The sequence below is a fragment of the Acidobacteriota bacterium genome (assembly GCA_028875575.1).
Lineage (GTDB): Bacteria > Acidobacteriota > Terriglobia > Versatilivoradales > Versatilivoraceae > Versatilivorator.
This window is the reverse complement of sequence record JAPPDF010000049.1, coordinates 77408-95601: the sequence shown is the minus strand read 5'-3', so window position 1 is coordinate 95601 and position 18194 is coordinate 77408. Positions and strand designations below refer to the sequence as shown.

Sequence of the window (18194 nt, the reverse complement as noted above, 5' to 3'; positions counted from 1 at the left end):
CCTTCATGTGGATTATTCCCTCCTCCTGCCTGGTGACGCTGTTCTACGCGGTGGTGGTCAGCGCGATCCGACCCCGCAGGGATCAATAGCCGTTAACCCCTGGAAGAAAGACGCTGGGGCCACCCTTCCTGGCTTCAGGGTTCCTGGTCGGCGATCAGATCGGTCAGATAGATTGCATTGGTCTGTTTGCTGATAACGAAGAGTCGGCCCTTCTCATCCACGCCAAAGCGGGCATCGCCCCGACCCTTGCCGATCGAGTCACAGAAGAGTCCGGGGGGACCACCGTCGACACTCACCGCCATCACGTGCACGGGCGCCTGAGTATTGGCTGCGTCGGCTGCCAGCAACTCCTCGAAGTCGGCGTGGAAGAAGGCACAGCAAGCCAGGTCGCCGAAGACCAGTTGCTTTTGGAAACCCGGATCTCCAGGATCGGAGACCACGAACCCACCGGTAATGGCCGCGCTTCTCTTTTCGGGAGTCCCGCCGGGAAGGGTCGGAATGGTGTGGTCATAAACGGCGGCGGGATACTCGAGTCTGGACCTGGAGGGCAGATTCAGTTCTGTTTTCGGGTTTCCTTCCACCGGACCACGGTAGCGCGTCCAGCCGTGGTTGTCTCCCAGGTCTACGATGTTGACTTCTTCGAAGTCGGTGGCGCCGATGTCGAATACGATCAAGCGGGGGCTCTTTCGGGCGTCCCTGGCGAAGCTGAAGTTCTGGGGATAGCGCAGGCCCCAGGCGAAGATCTCTTCCACATTGCCGTCGTCGTCGAGCAGGGGCCCGCCATCCTGGAATGGATTGTCCGGCGGGATGGAATAAGGGGCGTCGCCCTTCTGAAGCGGGTTGATGCGCAGCACCTTGCCGAACGGATTGTCCCGGTCCTGCACGAACTGGAAGTTCTTTAGCGCGCCTCCGGCAAAGGCGTCGCCCGCCGTGATGTAGAGATTCCCGTAGTCGGCCTGGCCCGGCCTGCTGAACGGGTTGAAGCTAATCTCGCCGATCGAGTGGACGGTAACGGCCGGACCACTGAATTCGATCCTCATCACCTCGCGACGGGATTCGGTATCGATTCGGTTGGGATCGTTCCCGTCGACGGTCCATTCGATGAGGACGTACTGACTGAGCACGTCTCCCGGCCTTGTCGCCAGTGCGGCTCCGCTGTAGTCGGGGGCGCGGGTTCCCGGCATCCGGCTCTTGTAGAAGGTGTAGAGCTTTCCTTCTCCCGGAGCACCGGCGCTGGCGTAGTCCGGATGGAACGCGATGTAGGAGAGCCCGTTGGTTGTGAAATCCACAGTAGCTTCAAAGTCGGGAACTTGAGCCGTGTTGAAATCCAGGAAGGTTTCGAGGGACTTTCCGCTGGAGGAGAAGGCATGGATCCTGCCCTCGTTGGTGCTGACGAAGATTCTTCCGGATCCATCCCGTGGGTGGGTCAGGTCGATGGCGGCTTCCGGCGAGGAGGCTGCAGAATGGGTAGCGAAGGTGGTCAGTTTCAGCACCTTCGAGGAGTCCAGGGGGTCCTTGGCCTGGCCGAAGACCAGCGCTGACCAGGAGGCGCCGACCAGGAAAGCAGCGGCAAAGAAGAGTCGTGTGGGGTGAGCGATGGCTGAGTCTCTCCCAAGACCCGTCTTTCGCCAAAAATCTTTCCTGTGGCTTGGCAGGTCGCTTTGCCGTTTAATCTTCTTCACTTGCACCTAACAAATTTTCTTGCATCGTCACAGGCTCCCGCTGCACCGGAAATCCCGATCGGAAGGCCTCAGGCCTCGGTCGGCTTCCAGCGGACCAGGCAGGCGCCCTTGGAGGGGTAGTGCCCGTAGCAGGTGAGGATGTGGCCGTCTTCGAGCAGGGTGGAGTAGAGATGGCCGGTGGCCGTGCTCAGGGGGAGGCCGTTGGAGTACTCGAAGTCGTCCAGGATGTAGCGGTGGGCAACGTCCCAGCTCTGGCCGTTGTCGCGGCTGATCACCGCCTCGCAGCCACGGCGGTAGCTGACCAGCTTGCCGTTCTCCACGTCCTGTCTCAGGATGACCGTCATGACGATGTCGCCGTTGGGCAATCGCAGCAGGTGAGGGTGGTGGCGGCCGGACTCGAAGAGCACCTTGATCGGCGACCAGGTCAGTCCCTCATCCTTGGAGATGGACACGACCGTACCCGCCAGACCCCCGTTTTTGAGGGGGCGAATCCGGGGATGAAGATCGGTCCTGAGAGCCGCCACCAGCCAGCCGTTGGCGGCCCGCACCAACGAGCCCTCGTTGGTGGCCAGGGTGTAGGTCTTTCCGCGATATTCCACCGGCCACTGCCACTGGGGCGGCGCGACCTCCTTGCCCCAGGTCCGCCCACCGTCCTCGGACCAGCGCACCATGCCGATGGAAGGCTCCGCCGGCCACTGGTAGCCGATCTGGGCGAGCCGGACGGCGTTGCCCTCCCCATCGCGGTCGACCAGGTTGTTGCTGTCGCAGGGTGAGAAGAGCTTCCCGTCCGAGCTTGGCGGCAACTCGTTGGTTTCCCAGGTCCGCCCATAGTCGCTGCTGAAGTACTGCAGGATGGGTTTCACCCGGTCTGTCTGGAACGTCAGGTTCCCCTTGCCCAGGTAGGTCAACTGCACCGGACGCCCTTCGCCTCCCTCGATCCGCCGGAAGTTGGTCCAGGTTTGCCCCTTGTCCCGGCTGAAGGCGATCATCAGCTTCTCGCAGGCAATGGGTCCCTTGAAGTCCTCACAGGTGACGTCGGTTCCGTGGGTCTGGTCGTTGTCGGTGTCCCAACTGGCCAGCAGGGCAAACTCGCCGTTGTCCATCTCAACCACTCCGAAGGCCCAGATTCCCTGTCCCTGGAGGGGATGGGGGCGGCGGCCCGGCGGGGTGTAGTGATGGAAATTGATCTCGGCCTTCCGAACCACCCAGCCTCCCTTGCCGTCTCCCTGAATGAGCATGTGCCGCTTCCAGCCCCGAGGCTCGAACTCCTTGAGCGTCCGGGCCATTTCGTCCTCTTCCCGAGGAGAAGGCCGGGCCGGCAGCGTACTCGCCATTAGCGGCGAAACCGCCGAGACGGCGCCGAGTTGCATGAGGAACGCCCGTCGAGTCGTCATGGAACAACCTCCTTCGGTGTTGCGCCTGATTGTGACTGCCTTCAGTTTCCCGGCTTCCCTCGATGGAAGCCGGTTTCAGGCGGGAAGTGGCGTTGAGCCGGAATGAAAGAGCCGTTGCGGCTGACCCAGAACCTCGGCGCATATCCCCTCGGCCGTCATCCCCGCCGGCACCTTCTCGAACTCGTAGTCGGTCGTCGGACCCAGGAAACCGGAGACATGCCTGGTGGCGCCGCTCCGCAAGGCCTCGTCGATGGGCTGGAAACGCCGCCACAACCGCTCCAGTTCCCGGTCGCTGAAACGTGAAGCCAGTTCCTGAAGCTGCCAATCGTAGACCGACTGGCCGGTCCCGTTACCGCCCGGCAATCCTCTCTGCTGGTGGAGGGCCAGCACCTGTTTGGCCAACAGGATCAGGCAGGTCCGCCGTCCTTTCTCGGGTGGGTGCAGGCGGCTCAGTCCCGCCTCGAACGCCTCTCCGTTCCCCGACAGGGCCGCGCGGAGCGTCTCCTCGATGGTGGCAAACTCGGATTGAAAGAGCCCAAACCAGTGCTCAGCCACCCGACGCTGCGGGGTCCCCTCCGCGAACCGGTTCCAGAATCCCATCGGCAGGTTGCATTGCTGGCGAGGGAAGATGTGGCCGAAGGAGCGATAGCCCAGGTGGACGGTGCGGCGCTTCTTTTCGGGGCCGTACTTGCTGCCCCAGTGCAGCATCAGGTTGTTGTAGACGACTCCGTCGCCCGGACCCAGTTCCACGGGGATGCTCTCCGGAACCGGACTGGTGGTGCCCCGCTCCCCCTGAAGGTGGGAAGACTCGATCTCGGTGCTCAGCCGGCGGTGGCTGCCCGGGACCACGTAGAGGATGTGGTCCTCGTAAAGGGCGATGTTCCACTGCACGTAGGCCGGACCGTTGGCCAGTTGATCCTCGATGTGCGCACTCAGCGGTCCATCCCGATCGGGCCGCACGTCACGGTGCCAGTTGCGGGGATCGGTCCCCCAATGCTGTCCCGGTCTCGGGGGGGCTTCCGGCGAATACTCGGGATTGCAGATGACCAGGGCCTGGTTGGAGGCCACCGCTTCCGTGGGGCAGTCGAGCACTTCGGCGCTGACTCCATGGGTGTTGGGGTGCAACAGGAACTCGAAGGCGCCAATGGTGGACGCCTCCACCTGGTCGACGATGGAAGCCCGAGGTTGGGGCGTCCGGTCCCATTCGGGGTCGCCGGCCCGCTGGCGGGCCACCACCGTCTCGATATCGCTTCGCAAACGATCCAGTTGTTCGGGGGGAACGACCTGGCGCAGGATCACGTATCCGTCAGACAGCAACTGTGCCCGTTTCGGGTTCATGCCGTTTCCTCCAGTGGGTGTGGTGGGGTGCTCCAGGCAAGGGAGATGAACTCCGGCGGCTTGCACCCCGCATGCAGTCGGGGGCGGATGCCGCCTGGAACTGTTTCTTTCCTGGCGTCTGCTCACTGAGAAAGGGTAGTTTGGCGCGTTTGAGAAGACAGGTCAAGCCATTGTGGCCTGTCAGCCGCCCATGCCCTCCACTGCCGCGGCACGACTACCGGTTCGCCCCTGTCTTTCCCCTGTTTCGCTTGACAACCGCAGGGCGATATGACACATTGCCATGTTCCCAAAGTCATCCCAAGAGGGGGTATCGGGGTGGTTTCCATCGTACCAACACTTCGAGCCTGGACCTGTCTGCATTGGTTTGGCGCACCCTGCCGCCGGTCAAGGCCTGTCCTGACCTGGATCGGCTTGGGCCTGGTCAGCCTGGCTCTGAACGGAACCGGGCTGAGCGCTCCCAACCCGGCCGATGGCGCTTCCGGCTTCGAGCAGGAGATCCGGCCCATTCTGGAGAGCAACTGCGGCAGTTGCCACAGTTCCCAGTCCCACCGTAGCGGCCTGGTCGTCGAAACCGTGGATTCGCTGCTGAAGGGCGGTGCTCTGGACGGACCGGCCGTCATTGCCGGCAACAGCAAGGCCAGTCCGCTGATGCTTCGCCTGCGGGGCGAGAGGGAGCCTGCCATGCCGTTGGGCGGCAATGCCCTGTCCGAGGAGGAAGTCGATCTCATTGCCCGCTGGATCGACGGGATGGCGGTCACTGAAGAAGCCGCGGGAAAGCAGGAGGACAAACCCGGCTGGCCCTGGACCGAGCTGAAGGAGCCGGTGGTTCCCCAAGTCAAACGGCAGGGTTGGGTGGCCAACCCCATCGACGCCTTCATCCTGGCCCGATTGGAGACGAAGGGACTGCGTCCGGCGCCCCTGGCTTCGCGCCGGGCGTTGCTGCGGCGGCTCTATTTCGGATTGATCGGGTTGCCTCCGACTCCCGAGGACATGGACCGCTTCCTCGAGGATGCGTCTCCAGAGGCCTACGCCCGGGCTATCGAGCGACTGCTGGCCGACTCCCGCTACGGCGAGCGCTGGGGACGGCACTGGCTGGACCTGGTGCGCTATGCCGACACCCGCGGCGGCGGGCTGGAGTATCCGCGCGCCCACATGTGGCGCTACCGGGACTACGTCATCCGGGCCTTCAACCAGGATCGCCCCTACGACCGCTTCATCAAGGAGCAAATCGCGGGCGATGCCTTCCGTGCCTATGGAGACGAGGGGAAAATCGGGGCCTCCTTCCTGACGCTGGGAGTGCGGGTGGAACGCAGTGCCGCCGAGGGTCGGCGCGATGTCCTGATCGACGTGGTGGATACCACCGGAGAAACCTTTCTGGGGGTCACACTGGGATGCGCCCGCTGCCACGACCACAAGTACGACCCCATACCCACCCGCGATTACTACCGTCTGGAAGCTTTCTTCGCTCCACTGACTTTCAGCGCCAAGGACTTGAAATTCACCCAGTACGAAGCCCCTCTCCAGCAGCCCGACTGGTGGAAGCGAAAGTCCGAGGCCTGGGACCGGGTGCTTTCCGAGCGCAAGAAGGCTGCAGAGGAATTCAGGGCCGGACTCAAGAAGCGGGAAGCGCCGCACTACACTTTGATGAGTCCCCAGGATCTCAAGGATTGGGTGGTTCCCGATCTCAAGCGGATGCCCTGGGCCAAGGGAGACTTCTACACCCGGGAGGAAAAGGATCGGCTGGCTCTGATTACACGCCAGACCGCCCGCTTCGCCAATCCCAGCAGCCCCGACTATTACAAGGCGATGGCCTACCTGACCTCTGACGCTCCCTTGAGAAGGACGGTGGCCACCTACATCCTGAAGGGAGGCAATCTCAAGCTGAGAGGCGAGGAAGTCAAGCCGGGATTCCTGAGCGCGATCACCGGCCATTCCGAACCGGCCAACCTGGACGGGCTGGGGCTGAGCCGCCGCAAGCTGCTGGCGGAGTGGATCGCCAGCCGGGACAACCCCTTGACGGCCCGGGTCATGGTCAATCGCATCTGGCAGCACCATTTCGGCCAGGGCCTGGTGAGGACGGCCAGCGATTTCGGCAGGAACGGCAGCGGCACTCTCCATCAGGATCTCCTCGACTGGCTCGCCTGGCAGTTCGTGGAAGGGGGCTGGAGCGTCAAGGAGATGCATCGGCTGATCCTGCAGTCAAGCGTCTATCGCCAGTCGGTGGAAAACGCGGAGAACGCGGCTTTCGAGGAGCTTGACCCAGCCAATCAGTTGCTGTGGAAGCGCAGTCCCATTCGGGCCGAGGCCGAGGTCATCCGGGACAGCCTTCTGGCCGTAAGCGGCAACCTGAACCCGGTGATGGGCGGCCCGCCCTACCTTCCGGAGGCCGAGGATGAGTGGCAGAAGCGCTCCCGGACCTGGTGGGAGCCCTCTCCCCAGGAAGACCAGAACCGGCGCAGCATCTACATGTTGCAGATGCGGTCCTTCCAACTCCCGATGATGACCGTTTTCGACGGACCCAACACCTCCGAGAGGTGCGCCGTCCGAAACGTCACCACTGTTACCAGCCAGGTTTTCTCGCTGTTCAACGGAGCCTTCGCCCACCAGCAGGCCGGGGCCATGGCGGCCCGCATTCGAAGGGAGGTTGGAGCCGATGTGGCCTTGCAGGTCAAGCGAGCCTTCCAGCTGGCCTTGCAGCGGAATCCGGACCACGCGGAAGCGGTGGATTGCCTGGCTTTCCTGCAGCCGTCGCCGCGCCAGCTCTCCCTGACCCCGGCGGCGCTAAGCGATTCCTCCGGGGCCGCCTCGGGATTGAAGGGACGGCAGGGGACCTTGCAGGAGCTCTGCCTGGTGCTGCTGAACATGAACGAATTCATCTATCTGGAGTAAAAGGCGTTCGCAAACCATGAAATACGACAGGCAATCCTCTGGAATCGGCAAGGGCCAATGGCTCCTTCGAAGGAACGGAGTTCAGCTCTGCAGCGACGTGGAGCCCGTGCCCCCCGCAAGCGACCCTGGACTGGGACGGCGGGAGTTCGTCTATCGTCTCGGCAAGGGTCTGGGATCAGTGGCGCTGTCCTCGATGCTTTACAAGGACGGCCTGCTGGCCGCTTCCAGGACCGCCGGCAACCCGCTGGCCCCCAAGCCTCCCCACCTGCCGGGCAAGGCCAAGTCCTGCATCTTTCTCTTCATGTTCGGCGCGCCCAGCCAGATGGACACCTTCGACCCCAAGCCGGCGCTGGCCCGCTACCACGGCACGCCGGTGACCCGCATTTACGGCAGCCTTGAAAAGCGCCTCTACGTGGGGAGCCCCTTCAAGTTCGCCAGGCACGGCAAGTGCGGCACCGAAGTCTCCGAGATCTTTCCTCACCTGTCCACCTGCGTGGATGACATCGCCGTGGTCAGGTCCCTCCACACTAATTCCAGCAGCCACCCGGTGGGCAGCTTCCTGATGAACACCGGACTTCCCATTCCGGGGAGCCCTTCCCTGGGGTCCTGGGCGGTCTACGGACTGGGCACCGAGAACCAGAACCTGCCGGCCTTCGTGGTCTTGCCGGACAAGCGCCGGGGAATCGAGGGAGGAGCCGTCAACTACTCCAACGGCTACCTGCCGGCCGAGTGCCAGGGAACCCTGTTGAGTTCCGAGGGAGTGCCGATTGTGGATCTGGAACCCCCGCAAGGGGTGACGCCGCAGCGCCAGGAGGCCAACATCGGCCTGCTCAACCGGCTCAACCGGAAGCTGTTGCAGTCCCATCCCTCCAACAGCGACCTGCTGGGGCGCATGAGGAACTACGAGCTGGCCTTCCGCATGCAGTTCGCCGTTCCGGAGGCCCTGGACATCGACAAGGAGCCGGAGGACATCAAGGAACTCTACGGGCTCAACCACGCCATGTCGGAGCACATGGCCCGCAAGTGCCTGATGGCCCGTCGGCTGGTGGAAAGGGGAACGCGCTTCGTCCAGATCTACTGCGACGGCTGGGACTCCCACGAGAATATCGCCTCAGAGCACCGCAAGCGGGGCCTGGAAACCGACCAGCCGGTGGCGGGCCTCCTCAAGGACCTCAAGCGGCGGGGGCTGCTGGACGAGACCCTGGTGGTCTGGGGCGGTGAATTCGGCCGCACCGCCGACAACTCCATGGACTTCTTCCGCTCCCATCCGGGCCGCGACCACAACAAGGACGCCATGATCATGTGGTTTGCCGGCGCCGGCATCAAGGGGGGCACCGTCGTCGGAGCCACCGACGAACTGGGCATCAAGGCCGCGGAAAACGTCTACCATCTGCACGACCTGCATGCCACCATCCTGCACTGTCTGGGGCTGGATGACATGCAGCTTACCTACTACCACGCCGGACGCTTCAAGCGCCTCACCGACCTGGGCGGCCGCGTGATGAAGGAAATCCTGGTCTGAGGCGGTCTCGCGCCAATCCGGACCCGGACCGCAGGTACAGCACTCCCTCTCTGTTCCCTGCAATGACTCTGCAGTTTGGCGGTCCTTTCCCGACCAGCCAGTGGGTGCCGGTACGGTATCCCGAGGACGGCTCGGCTGCTCTTTCGACCCGGGACCTACGACCACCCTGCCCCGCTGACGCGGCCTATTGGTCGCATCGAGTTGAAGCTTAAGGTAGAATCCTTTCTGAGAATTCTACCCTGGAGGCTGTGATGAGTCTCAACATCAAGAATGAAGAGGCCTGCCAACTCGCCGGGGAACTCGCCCGGCTAACCGGTGAGACTAAGACCGGCGCCATTAAGGTTGCGCTGCGGGAACGGTTGGATCGAGAGAAGCGCAGGCGTGACGTGGATGCCCGAACTCAGGAGTTGCTTGCCATCGGAAAACGTTGCGCCAAGCTGGTGGGTGAGGGGGCCTCGTCCCTGGAACATGGTGACCTGCTGTACGACGAGCGGGGCCTGCCCAAATGATTGTAGACACATCGGCGGTGCTGGCGGTCTTGTTCGCTGAAGCGGATGCGGAATACTACGCAAGATCGATTATCGAGACCTCGCCTTGCCGAATATCGGCGGCCAATCTGCTGGAAGCCGCCATTGTGGTCGAAAGCCGGAGCGGTTTGGCTGCGGGTCATGAACTCGATGTCTTTCTGGAACGGGCAGGAATCGAGCTAGTGCCGGTCACGCCTCAACAGGTGGAAGCCGCCCGCCGGGCATGGCGGCGATTCGGCAAGGGCAACCATCCGGCAGGGTTGAACTTCGGTGACTGCTTCGCTTATGCCCTCGCGGATGCCACGGGGGAGCCCCTTTTGTTCAAAGGCAAGGATTTTGCTCAAACCGACATTGAGCCTGCGTGACAGTAGGGTCAGTACCCTTCCCCAAGTATGTTTCATCATCCGCCCACTCCCCACTACGCCATTGGTTACGGCAACCGTTCCATCGATCGACTGATTGCGGTTCTGCGAAAATAGGAGATCTCCTTCCTGCACTGCAAAGATTCGGCGCCGACGGAATCGTTCTGAAGCCGGCCACGACTCCCTGCCGAGGAGGCTAGTCAAGAACCAGCCAATGAACACCGAATCCCCCAATCGTCAATCAGGAATCCGCCCGCCCTCGCCCAGCCCCCTCCACACCCTCAAGAACGTCTTCGGCTACGATGATTTTCGACCGTTACAGACAGAGATCATCGCAAACATTCTGCAGCGCCGCGACACCCTGGTCATCATGCCCACCGGTGGGGGCAAGTCCCTGTGTTACCAATTGCCGGCGCTGTTCTTCGACGGGCTGACGGTGGTCGTCTCGCCGCTCATTTCACTCATGCAGGACCAGGTGACCCAGTTGCGGCAGTTGGGAGTACGCGCCGTATTTCTCAACAGCACCCTCAGCCACGACGAATATGTATCGACCGCCGATCGGCTCAGAACGGGGGAGGTGAAGCTGCTCTACCTTGCGCCCGAAGCGCTTTTGCGGGCCGAAACATTGCGGCTGTTGGACGACTGTCGGCTGGAATGCCTGGCCATTGACGAAGCTCACTGTATTTCTCAATGGGGGCACGATTTTCGCCCGGAATATCGCCAACTCGCCTCCGTACGGGAGCGATTCCCACACGCCGTATGTGTTGCCCTGACGGCAACGGCGACGCCTCGTGTCCAAACCGACATCAGACAGACACTGGGTTTCCGCAACGAAAACGAATTCATTGCCAGCTTCGATCGCTCAAACCTTTTCATTGCCGTCGAGCCGAAGACAAACCTGCTGGGACAGACACTGGACTTCCTGGGTGCCCATCCCGATCGGTCGGGCATCATCTACTGCGCCACCCGTAGACAAGTGGACTCGCTGCACGAGGCACTGGTGGAGCATGGGTTCTCGGCATTGCCCTATCATGCCGGCCTTGAGGATGAATCCCGCAAAAACAACCAGCTGGCCTTCATCCACGACGATGTGCAGGTCATGGTCGCAACGATTGCCTTTGGCATGGGTATCGACAAGCCGGACGTGCGCTTTGTGCTCCATGTGGATCTGCCCAACAACGTTGAAGGCTACTACCAGGAAATCGGGCGTGCCGGTCGAGACGGGCTTGGGGCGGATTGTCTGCTGCTGTTCAGCTATGGCGACGTAGACACCATCCGATACTTCATTCAGCAGGGCGCGGAGTCTGAACGCAAGGGACGGCAAAAGCGCTTGCGAGCCATGGTGGATTGGGCGACCTCGGGGGAATGCCGTCGTCGTGAATTGTTGGCCTATTTCGGAGAGGCGTACGGATCGGAAAACTGCCGAGCCTGCGACAATTGCCTCAAGAGTGAAGAGGAGCAAGCTGACCTGACCCTTCCAGCCCAAAAATTTCTCTCCTGCATGGTGCGGACCCACCAGGTCTTCGGCATCAGTCACATCATCGACGTGTTGCGTGGTTCGCGGGCAAGGAAGGTGACAAGGCAGCGACATGACCGTCTCTCCACTTATGGCATTGGCAAGGAGTATTCCGCCGAGCAATGGAAACTCCTGGCGCAGCAGTTCACGCAGCAGAAGCTGATTGCTCGAGACATGGAGCATGGTAGCGTCAAATTGACGAAGACGGGGTGGGCTGTCCTCAAGGGAGAAAAGGTGTGGGGGACACCGGTGGAAACAGGAGAGAAGTCCACCGGTCGCGCCGTTCCAGTCGACGAAGTCGCCGGGTACGACCATCAACTCTTCGAACTACTCCGCACCAAGCGCAAAGAGCTGGCAGACGCTGCAGACGTTCCGCCCTACGTGATCTTTTCCGACCGGACTCTACAGGAAATGGCAGCCTATTTCCCTCATTCCACCGCATCGTTGGAAAGTTTGCACGGAATTGGTCAGGCCAAAGTTGCAAGGTACGCCAATATCTTCCTGCCCATCATCGCCGCCTATTGCCGCGAAAAGGGGTTCAAGGAAAATCCCAAATCTGCTCGGCGCTCCAAATCTGCTTCAGGACGTTCCAATTCTCGCAGCCGGGAAGTGGGCGAACGCTTCCGGAACGGAGAATCGGTAACCCAACTGATGCAAGCCTATGGGGTGAAACGCCAGACGATCGTCTCTCATTTGGAAAGGTACATACAATCGGGAGATGTGCTAACGGTGGAACGGTTTCGGGCCGAATCCCAGTTGTCATCAAAGGTGCAGGAACAGGTGCTGGCTGTCTTCGACAAGCTGGGCTCCGACTTCCTGCGCCCGGTTTTTGACGCCCTTGACAAGTCCGTGAGTTACGAAGAGTTGTTGCTGATGCGATTCATCTATCGGTTGCAGAGCCATGACAGCGGGCGTTGATCCAGCAGCTCTGCACCCGTTACAAGGCTTGCCGGTCGCCACTCCTCTCAACAACGAAACTTGAGGAGAGACCATTTGCTCCGGTGGGCGGTCACGGCCGGGATCGCGCTCCAGCAACCAAGGTGCCTGGGATTGGGTCGGCGAGGCCTGCCATTCCACTGAAAGCACCGCCGGGACTCACCAGTAATCGTAGAAGCGTCCCTCCCAATAGGTCCACAACCAGGCTGTCAGGGAGTCGTGGTCGATCAGTTCGGTCTCGACTTCCCACTCCGGAGCCAGAGACTCCCCTTCCGCAGGCGGCAGGATGAAGCGAAAGGTGGGCAGGTCCAGAGCTTCCAGGATGCGGCGGGCGGTTGCGGCCAGGGGCTCTTCCGGAAACCAGCGTTGGGCGCTCACCATGCCGCGGGCGTAGATGGCCGAGCGGCCCGATCGGTAGGGTCCGGGGCCCCAGCGGCCGTTTTGAAGAATGGTTCCGTCGGTTTGAATGCTGCCTCTGACGTTGTGGAAGGTGCCCAGCATCATGGCGCGCCAGATCCGGTGGCGCCAGGGGTCGATCTCCATCAGCAGGCTGGGCAGGTAGAGCTCGCGGTAGCTTCTTCCACTTCCCCCGGAGGGGAAATGGTCCAGGCCGCAACCGGCATACCAGCGCTCGATCTGGCGCAGATACTCCGGATCGCCGCTGCTGCGCCAGGCGTGGACCATCACGGTGACGTAGATGATGCCGATGCTCCAGGGCTTGGTCCCCGGCTGCCAGTCGGGACCCCAGAGGCGGTAGCGCGGCTTCAGGCGCACGGCGAAGTAGGTCCCCGGGTGGTAGTAGTCATGGCGGATCTCGAAGTCGGCGAACCCCTGGAACATCTTGCCGATCAGCGCGGCGTCATGGGGGCCGGCGATCCGGCGGAAGGCGTCCAGTCCCGAGGAAACGCACTGGAGCTGGTCCGGCGAGGTCTGGTTGCTGGCCTTGCCCCCGTAGGGCTTGCAGAGGAAGCCGGACTCCATGGCCTGGGCGCCCAGGTCGTAGACGGTCTTGAGCGCTCTCAGCGTCCGGCGGCAGCGGCTTAGCGCCAGGGAATCGGCGGTGCAGCGGTACTGCCAGGAGAGCGCGGCCAGGTAAAAGGCGGTGTCGGCTGCCGTATCCTCCCAGGCCCGCCAGACATGCATGGGCGGCAAGCCCAGCTCCGCCTCGGTTTTTCCCCGCAGGTGGCGATGCCGGTAGGCCCCGGCGTAGTCTTCGGCGGTCGGCAGTCGATAGTCGGAGGCCCGCACGAACATGGGGACCAGCCCGTGAACCTGAAGGGTCTCTTCCTCCAGCAGAGCCTGGATGCGCAGCGCCTTCCGCTCCAGCTCCTGCCGGGTCATGGCAAAGTCTGTCTCTCGGGTGCGTTCCTGTGCGGCTCGTCCCGACGAAGGCTCCTGCCCTTTCTGTCCCTCCCCAGTGAAAGCCGAGGCTCCAAGCCTCCCAGGCAGGGCAGCGGCCACCGCGGCCGGAGCCAGTCCCTGAATGAAGCGCCGACGTGCCCTGTCCATGACCAGCCTCCTTGGATCGTGTGGACTCTTCTTGTTGATTGGGAACTGCGGAGGGATGGGAGATCCACCTTCCCGCGGAGTTGACGCAATGAGAAGAGGAGGATTTCAGTCCACCCGCTCTACGCGACGCCGGTCGCCGCCGATCTCGAAGATGAGTGCGGTGGGGCGGCCCTCCCCATCCAGTTCGAACAGCAATCGGGCCGCCGTCCAGCGCAGGGCGAACTCCCTTTCCGAGCGGGGCACCAGCTCGATCTCCGGTTTGCGGTAAAAAAACGCCCTCAGGTGGTCCCCGTGCAGGGAGATCACGAACTCGTGTCCGTCCGGAGTCCGGTAACGGCCTGCATAGCGCTGCAACACTCCGGGGGCCAGAACGATGGCGGGCGGGCCGGGACGTTGGGGCGGCTCGGGCTCGGCATGCTCCGGCAGTTCCCGCAGCCAGATATTGCGGAACCGGACCGGGTTGCCGTGGTCTTGCAGGGCAAGCGGCAGCTTGTCGGGGTGGTAGGTGTAGGGCCCATGCTGCAGCCAGGCCGTGGGGCCCCAGAGTTCGACGTTGTCCTGCACCAGGATTCCATTATGAAGCACCGTCATCCTGGCCGGCGCGGCCAGCCGTCCGTCCCGGTGAAAGCGTGGGCGGCGAAAGATGATGTCGTAGGCCTGCCACTCCCCGGGGGGAAGACTGGCGTTCACCAGTGGCGGGTACTGTCCGTAGACGGCGCCCGCCTGACCGTCGGGATAGGTGTCGTTCTGGTAGGAGTCGAGAACCTGGACTTCGTACTTGGACATCAGGTAGACGCCGCTGTTGCCGCGCCCTTGACTGCTGCCGACCACCGGAAGGGGAGCCGCCCATTCCACGTGAAGCTGTACGTCGCCGAAGGCCTGAGAGGTATACACGTAACCGCTTTCGGGAACCGAAATCATGACCCCGTCCTGCACTTTCCAGCGCGCCGGCCCTCCGTCCTCGCTTCTCCATCCCTCCAGGCCGGTCCCGTCGAAGAGCACCACGGCGTCCTCGGGAGGAGCCACCGGGAGAGATTGGCGTGCCGGCGACACCACCGGCGGCCGGGGCCGGTCGGGGTCATGAGCCAGCCAATCCGAGGCTGAGCGGGATTGGCTGAAGCCCGGGGCAAGCTGCAGCCAGCTCAAGCCCACCAGAACCAGGACGAGGCGGATTTGCCGAAAGATAGACACGGTGTCGCTCCTCCCATGGGTGCTCGAAAGGGGTCGGGTCTGATCGTTTTGCAAGATCATACCTCAAATGGACTCGACGGTTTCGGTCGGACCCGGTTGTGCCCGCAGCCGAGGTTAGCCCTGCGGCCCGCATGTCGCGCCAGGTCACTCCCCCGCCGCTCCTCACCTTGACAGCCTTGGGGGCGCCACCTATGATGCCGTGAGTTCCGGGTCTTCACACATTGATCGTTCCTGCTCGTCTTTGGCGGATCGGCTCCGCGGGCGAATGCAGCGACAAGGGAAGGACTGCCTTCGCCGCCATGGCGCTCGTCACCGACAAGGTCCGCTGGGGTCTGCTGTCGACAGCCTGGATCAACGTTGCCATGGTGGGACCCATGCAGCGTTCCGGGCGCAGCCGGTTGGCAGCGGTGGCCAGCCGCGGCCTGGAAAAGGCCGAGGCCTATGCCGCGGCAAACCGGATCCCACGGGCCTACGGCAGCTACCAGGAGCTGGTTGAGGACCCGGAGATCGACGCCATCTACAACCCGCTGCCCAACACCCTGCACGCCGAATGGACCATTCGCGCCGCCCGGGCCGGCAAGCACGTCCTGTGCGAAAAGCCTCTGGTGACCACCCTGGAGGACCTGCGAGCGGTGGAAGCCGCCGCCCGGGAAAACGGCGTCACCATCTTCGAGGCGTTTTCCTTTCTTCATCATCCGCAGATTCGGACCATCAAGCGGATCATGGCCGAGGGGCGCCTGGGCGAAGTGGAGTTGGTGACGTGCTGGGATGCCTTCTGTCTGCCGCCGGAAGACCGCGGCAACATCCGTTTGCAACCGGAGCTGGCCGGCGGGGGATTGTGGGACGTAGGCGTCTATCCCAACGCCTTCGCCATCGCCCTGGCAGGCGGGACACCCCCTAGCGAGGTCTGGGCGCAGCAGACGCTCGGACCTACGGGCGTGGACCTCACCCTGATCGCCCAGATGCGGTTCCCAAACAGGATGGTGGCCCAAATCTCCTGCGGCATGCAGTCGCCCCCTCGCCGCGGGGCCCAGATCATCGGCACCCGGGGGATGCTGACCGTCATGGACCACCTGTCGGGGGCGGACTGGCCGGGCGATCCCCCCAAGGAAGGGCGCTTGACCTTCACCGGCACCGACCGTGGTCAGGAAACGATCCGGATTCCGGCCGTGGACTCCTACGAGGCGGAAGTCAAGGCCATGGAGGCCTGCATCCTGGACGGTGCCGCCCCGGTGGTTTCGCTGGATCTCAGCCGTGCCCTCCTCCGGAGCGTGCTGGCTCTGTATCAGTCGGCCCGCACGGGAAAAACGGTTGCCCTGAGTTGACCCCTGAACCGGGACGCGAGGTTCCCTGTCCTCATGAACGATACCCCTTCCGCAAGAACCGCCACCGTGGCCGCCGGAAAACTTCCGGGCTGGACCATGGCCAACCTCCCCGCTCCCCCGGCAATGGGATTGCGTAGCTGGGTGGCCTTGATCGGTCCGGGCATGATGATGGCCGGGGTTGCCATCGGCGCCGGGGAGTGGCTCTTCGGTCCGGCTGTCGCCAGCCAGTACGGCGGCACCATCCTCTGGCTGGCCACCATCAGCATCCTCTGTCAACTCGTCGTCAACCTGGAGGTGATGCGATACGCCCTCTACTGCGGCGAACCCGTCTACGTGGGTTTCCTGCGGACCCGGCCCGGACCGAAAGTCTGGGCGGCCTGGTATCTTCTGATGGATGTCAGCAATATCTGGCCCTTCATGGCAGCCACGGCCGCGGTGCCTCTGGCCGCAGCCCTTCTGGGCCACCTGCCGGGCGACGGGACCGTTCAGTTGCTGGGGACCTCCCTCTCCGAGGTGCGGCTGGTCAAGCTGCTCGGCTACGCCGTTTTCCTGCTGGCCTTTCTCCCCCTGATCTTCGGCGGCACCATCTACCGCAGCATTGAACGCCTGATGTCCCTCAAGGTGATCGTGGCGCTGAGCTTCCTTTGCATCCTGTCCGTCTTCACCGTCTCCTATGCCAGCCTGCACGAGGTGGTGACCGGCTTCTTCCGCTTCGGAGCCTTGCCGCTGCGGGCCGACACGATCATCGTAGGACCCCATTTCGAGCTGAGCGAGTCGCGTGGCGGCGACCGCTACACCATCAAGGGAACGGTCGAGCCCGGCCAGACGCTGATCACCGAGTTTGTGGCCTCCCGCGGCCCCGAGCCGGAGCGATTCGGGATGCATGCCGCCGTGCCGGCCGATCTGGCGGTGGTGCGCCAGGGTCTGGTCGACCGCGCCAACTCCCTCGCCCACGAGGGCCGCTTCTTCGTGGAAGACACGCAGGACGGTGTCCAGGTGCGGCTGATCGGCCAGGTTCTGGCCGATCAGACCTGGAAGCTGGACCGGATCGAGGTCTTGCAGGGCGGACAGGTGCAATACTACGATCGCCTGGAAGATCTTCCAGCCACGGCGGCCGGCCGGGCCCAGTCGCTGTTCGCCTACCAGGGGGTGGAGAGAGTGGGCATGCTCGGCTACCTGTGGGAATACGGCCGATTGCCCGACCTCAACTGGGCCATTCTGGCCGCCTTTGCCGCCATTGCCGGGATCGGGGGCACGGGCAACGCTCTCTGTTCCAACTACGCCCGAGACAAGGGGTGGGGGATGGGCAAGCTGGTGGGAGCCATCCCCAGCGCCGTGGGCGGCAGCTCGGTGACGCTCCTGCACATCGGGAAGACCTTTCCCATGGACGAGGCGAACCTGGGGCGCTGGCGCGGCTGGATGCGTTACGTCCAGCGTGACCAACTGGTGGTGTGGACATTCTGCTGCTTCCTGGGGATGGCGCTGCCCTGCCTGGTCTCACTAGAATTCCTTCGGAACGTGCCGGTGGAGGGGCACCGCGTCGCCGCCATGATCGCCGACGGCGCCGCCCGTAGGTACCCCGATCTCCAGTGGCTGCTCTGGCCCGCCACTCTGCTGTGCGGTTTCCTGATTCTGGCGCCGGGCCAGATCTTCTCCGGAGAGGCCATTGCCCGTCGCTGGACCGACGTGCTCTGGTCGAGCAGCCAGCGGGCCCAACGTCTCCGCGGCCCCCAGGTGCGCTACATCTACTACACCATCCTGGGGGTTTACGCCGTTTGGGGCCTGGTCTGGCTCTCCCTGTTCGAGCCCCTCACATTGGCCATCATCGGAGCCATCCTTGGGAATTTGGCGCTGGCGTCCACGGCCCTGCACACCCTCTACGTCAACCGCACCCTGTTGCCGGCCCGGATCCGGCCGCCCTGGTTCATGCAGGCCGGCCTTTTGATCTGCGGCGCCTTCTTTCTGGGGATTTCGGTCATCGTATGGATCTATCTGTAGCCCGC

General features: G+C 63.2%; 12 protein-coding genes. 7 read left to right on the top strand and 5 right to left on the bottom strand.

All coding sequences use genetic code 11. The annotated features are described in order from the left end of the window. Positions 1-134: 134 nt before the first annotated feature. From OXI69_07730 to OXI69_07720, 3 genes are all read right to left on the bottom strand, one after another. A complete protein-coding gene (locus OXI69_07730; protein MDE2666024.1) occupies positions 135-1682 on the bottom strand; it encodes a PQQ-dependent sugar dehydrogenase in 1548 nt (515 codons plus the stop codon). 68 nt (positions 1683-1750) lie between these two features. Then, positions 1751-3076 carry a sialidase family protein gene (locus OXI69_07725; protein ID MDE2666023.1) on the bottom strand — a complete coding sequence of 442 codons (1326 nt, stop codon included), beginning with the start codon at positions 3074-3076 and terminating at the stop codon, positions 1751-1753. 75 nt (positions 3077-3151) lie between these two features. Further along, the gene (locus OXI69_07720; GenBank protein MDE2666022.1) at positions 3152-4414 is read right to left on the bottom strand and encodes a phytanoyl-CoA dioxygenase family protein; all 1263 of its coding nucleotides are present in this window, start codon (positions 4412-4414) and stop codon (positions 3152-3154) included. Between the two features lie 315 nt (positions 4415-4729). Here OXI69_07720 and OXI69_07715 point away from each other — a divergent pair, with 315 nt between their 5' ends. The 5 genes from OXI69_07715 to recQ all read left to right on the top strand — a co-directional run bounded on the left by OXI69_07715 (position 4730) and on the right by recQ (position 12148). Further along, complete coding sequence (locus tag OXI69_07715; protein ID MDE2666021.1) at positions 4730-7303, top strand: PSD1 and planctomycete cytochrome C domain-containing protein; 2574 nt, start codon at positions 4730-4732, stop codon at positions 7301-7303. 16 nt (positions 7304-7319) lie between these two features. Beyond that, on the top strand, positions 7320-8825 hold the full coding sequence (locus OXI69_07710) for a DUF1501 domain-containing protein (GenBank protein MDE2666020.1): 1506 nt from the start codon (positions 7320-7322) through the stop codon (positions 8823-8825). A 251-nt stretch (positions 8826-9076) separates the two neighbouring features. Next, positions 9077-9334 (top strand): type II toxin-antitoxin system VapB family antitoxin, encoded by a 258-nt coding sequence (locus OXI69_07705; GenBank protein ID MDE2666019.1) that lies wholly within the window; start codon positions 9077-9079, stop codon positions 9332-9334. Then, positions 9331-9717: a type II toxin-antitoxin system VapC family toxin gene (locus OXI69_07700; GenBank protein ID MDE2666018.1), complete on the top strand. Its 387-nt coding sequence runs from the start codon at positions 9331-9333 to the stop codon at positions 9715-9717. Before OXI69_07705 ends, OXI69_07700 begins: the two co-directional genes overlap by 4 nt. A gap of 211 nt (positions 9718-9928) precedes the next feature. Beyond that, positions 9929-12148 (top strand): DNA helicase RecQ, encoded by a 2220-nt coding sequence (recQ, locus tag OXI69_07695; protein ID MDE2666017.1) that lies wholly within the window; start codon positions 9929-9931, stop codon positions 12146-12148. A gap of 177 nt (positions 12149-12325) precedes the next feature. Here the strand turns inward: recQ and OXI69_07690 are convergent, their stop codons facing one another. Further along, the gene (locus tag OXI69_07690) at positions 12326-13675 is read right to left on the bottom strand and encodes a hypothetical protein (GenBank protein MDE2666016.1); all 1350 of its coding nucleotides are present in this window, start codon (positions 13673-13675) and stop codon (positions 12326-12328) included. A 105-nt stretch (positions 13676-13780) separates the two neighbouring features. Continuing rightward, positions 13781-14866: a DUF1080 domain-containing protein gene (locus OXI69_07685; GenBank protein MDE2666015.1), complete on the bottom strand. Its 1086-nt coding sequence runs from the start codon at positions 14864-14866 to the stop codon at positions 13781-13783. Between the two features lie 299 nt (positions 14867-15165). Here OXI69_07685 and OXI69_07680 point away from each other — a divergent pair, with 299 nt between their 5' ends. Both OXI69_07680 and OXI69_07675 read left to right on the top strand, forming a co-directional pair. Further along, a complete protein-coding gene (locus OXI69_07680) occupies positions 15166-16191 on the top strand; it encodes a Gfo/Idh/MocA family oxidoreductase (GenBank protein ID MDE2666014.1) in 1026 nt (341 codons plus the stop codon). Between the two features lie 33 nt (positions 16192-16224). Continuing rightward, complete coding sequence (locus tag OXI69_07675; GenBank protein ID MDE2666013.1) at positions 16225-18189, top strand: Nramp family divalent metal transporter; 1965 nt, start codon at positions 16225-16227, stop codon at positions 18187-18189. Positions 18190-18194 lie beyond the last annotated feature (5 nt).

Coding starts and splice junctions, on each gene's coding strand:
- OXI69_07725 (MDE2666023.1), bottom strand. CDS start 3,076: ATGACGACTCGACGGGCGTTCCTCATGCAACTCGGCGCCGTCTCGGCG.
- OXI69_07720 (MDE2666022.1), bottom strand. CDS start 4,414: ATGAACCCGAAACGGGCACAGTTGCTGTCTGACGGATACGTGATCCTG.
- OXI69_07710 (MDE2666020.1), top strand. CDS start 7,320: ATGAAATACGACAGGCAATCCTCTGGAATCGGCAAGGGCCAATGGCTC.
- OXI69_07705 (MDE2666019.1), top strand. CDS start 9,077: ATGAGTCTCAACATCAAGAATGAAGAGGCCTGCCAACTCGCCGGGGAA.
- OXI69_07700 (MDE2666018.1), top strand. CDS start 9,331: ATGATTGTAGACACATCGGCGGTGCTGGCGGTCTTGTTCGCTGAAGCG.
- recQ (MDE2666017.1), top strand. CDS start 9,929: ATGAACACCGAATCCCCCAATCGTCAATCAGGAATCCGCCCGCCCTCG.
- OXI69_07690 (MDE2666016.1), bottom strand. CDS start 13,675: ATGGACAGGGCACGTCGGCGCTTCATTCAGGGACTGGCTCCGGCCGCG.
- OXI69_07680 (MDE2666014.1), top strand. CDS start 15,166: ATGGCGCTCGTCACCGACAAGGTCCGCTGGGGTCTGCTGTCGACAGCC.
- OXI69_07675 (MDE2666013.1), top strand. CDS start 16,225: ATGAACGATACCCCTTCCGCAAGAACCGCCACCGTGGCCGCCGGAAAA.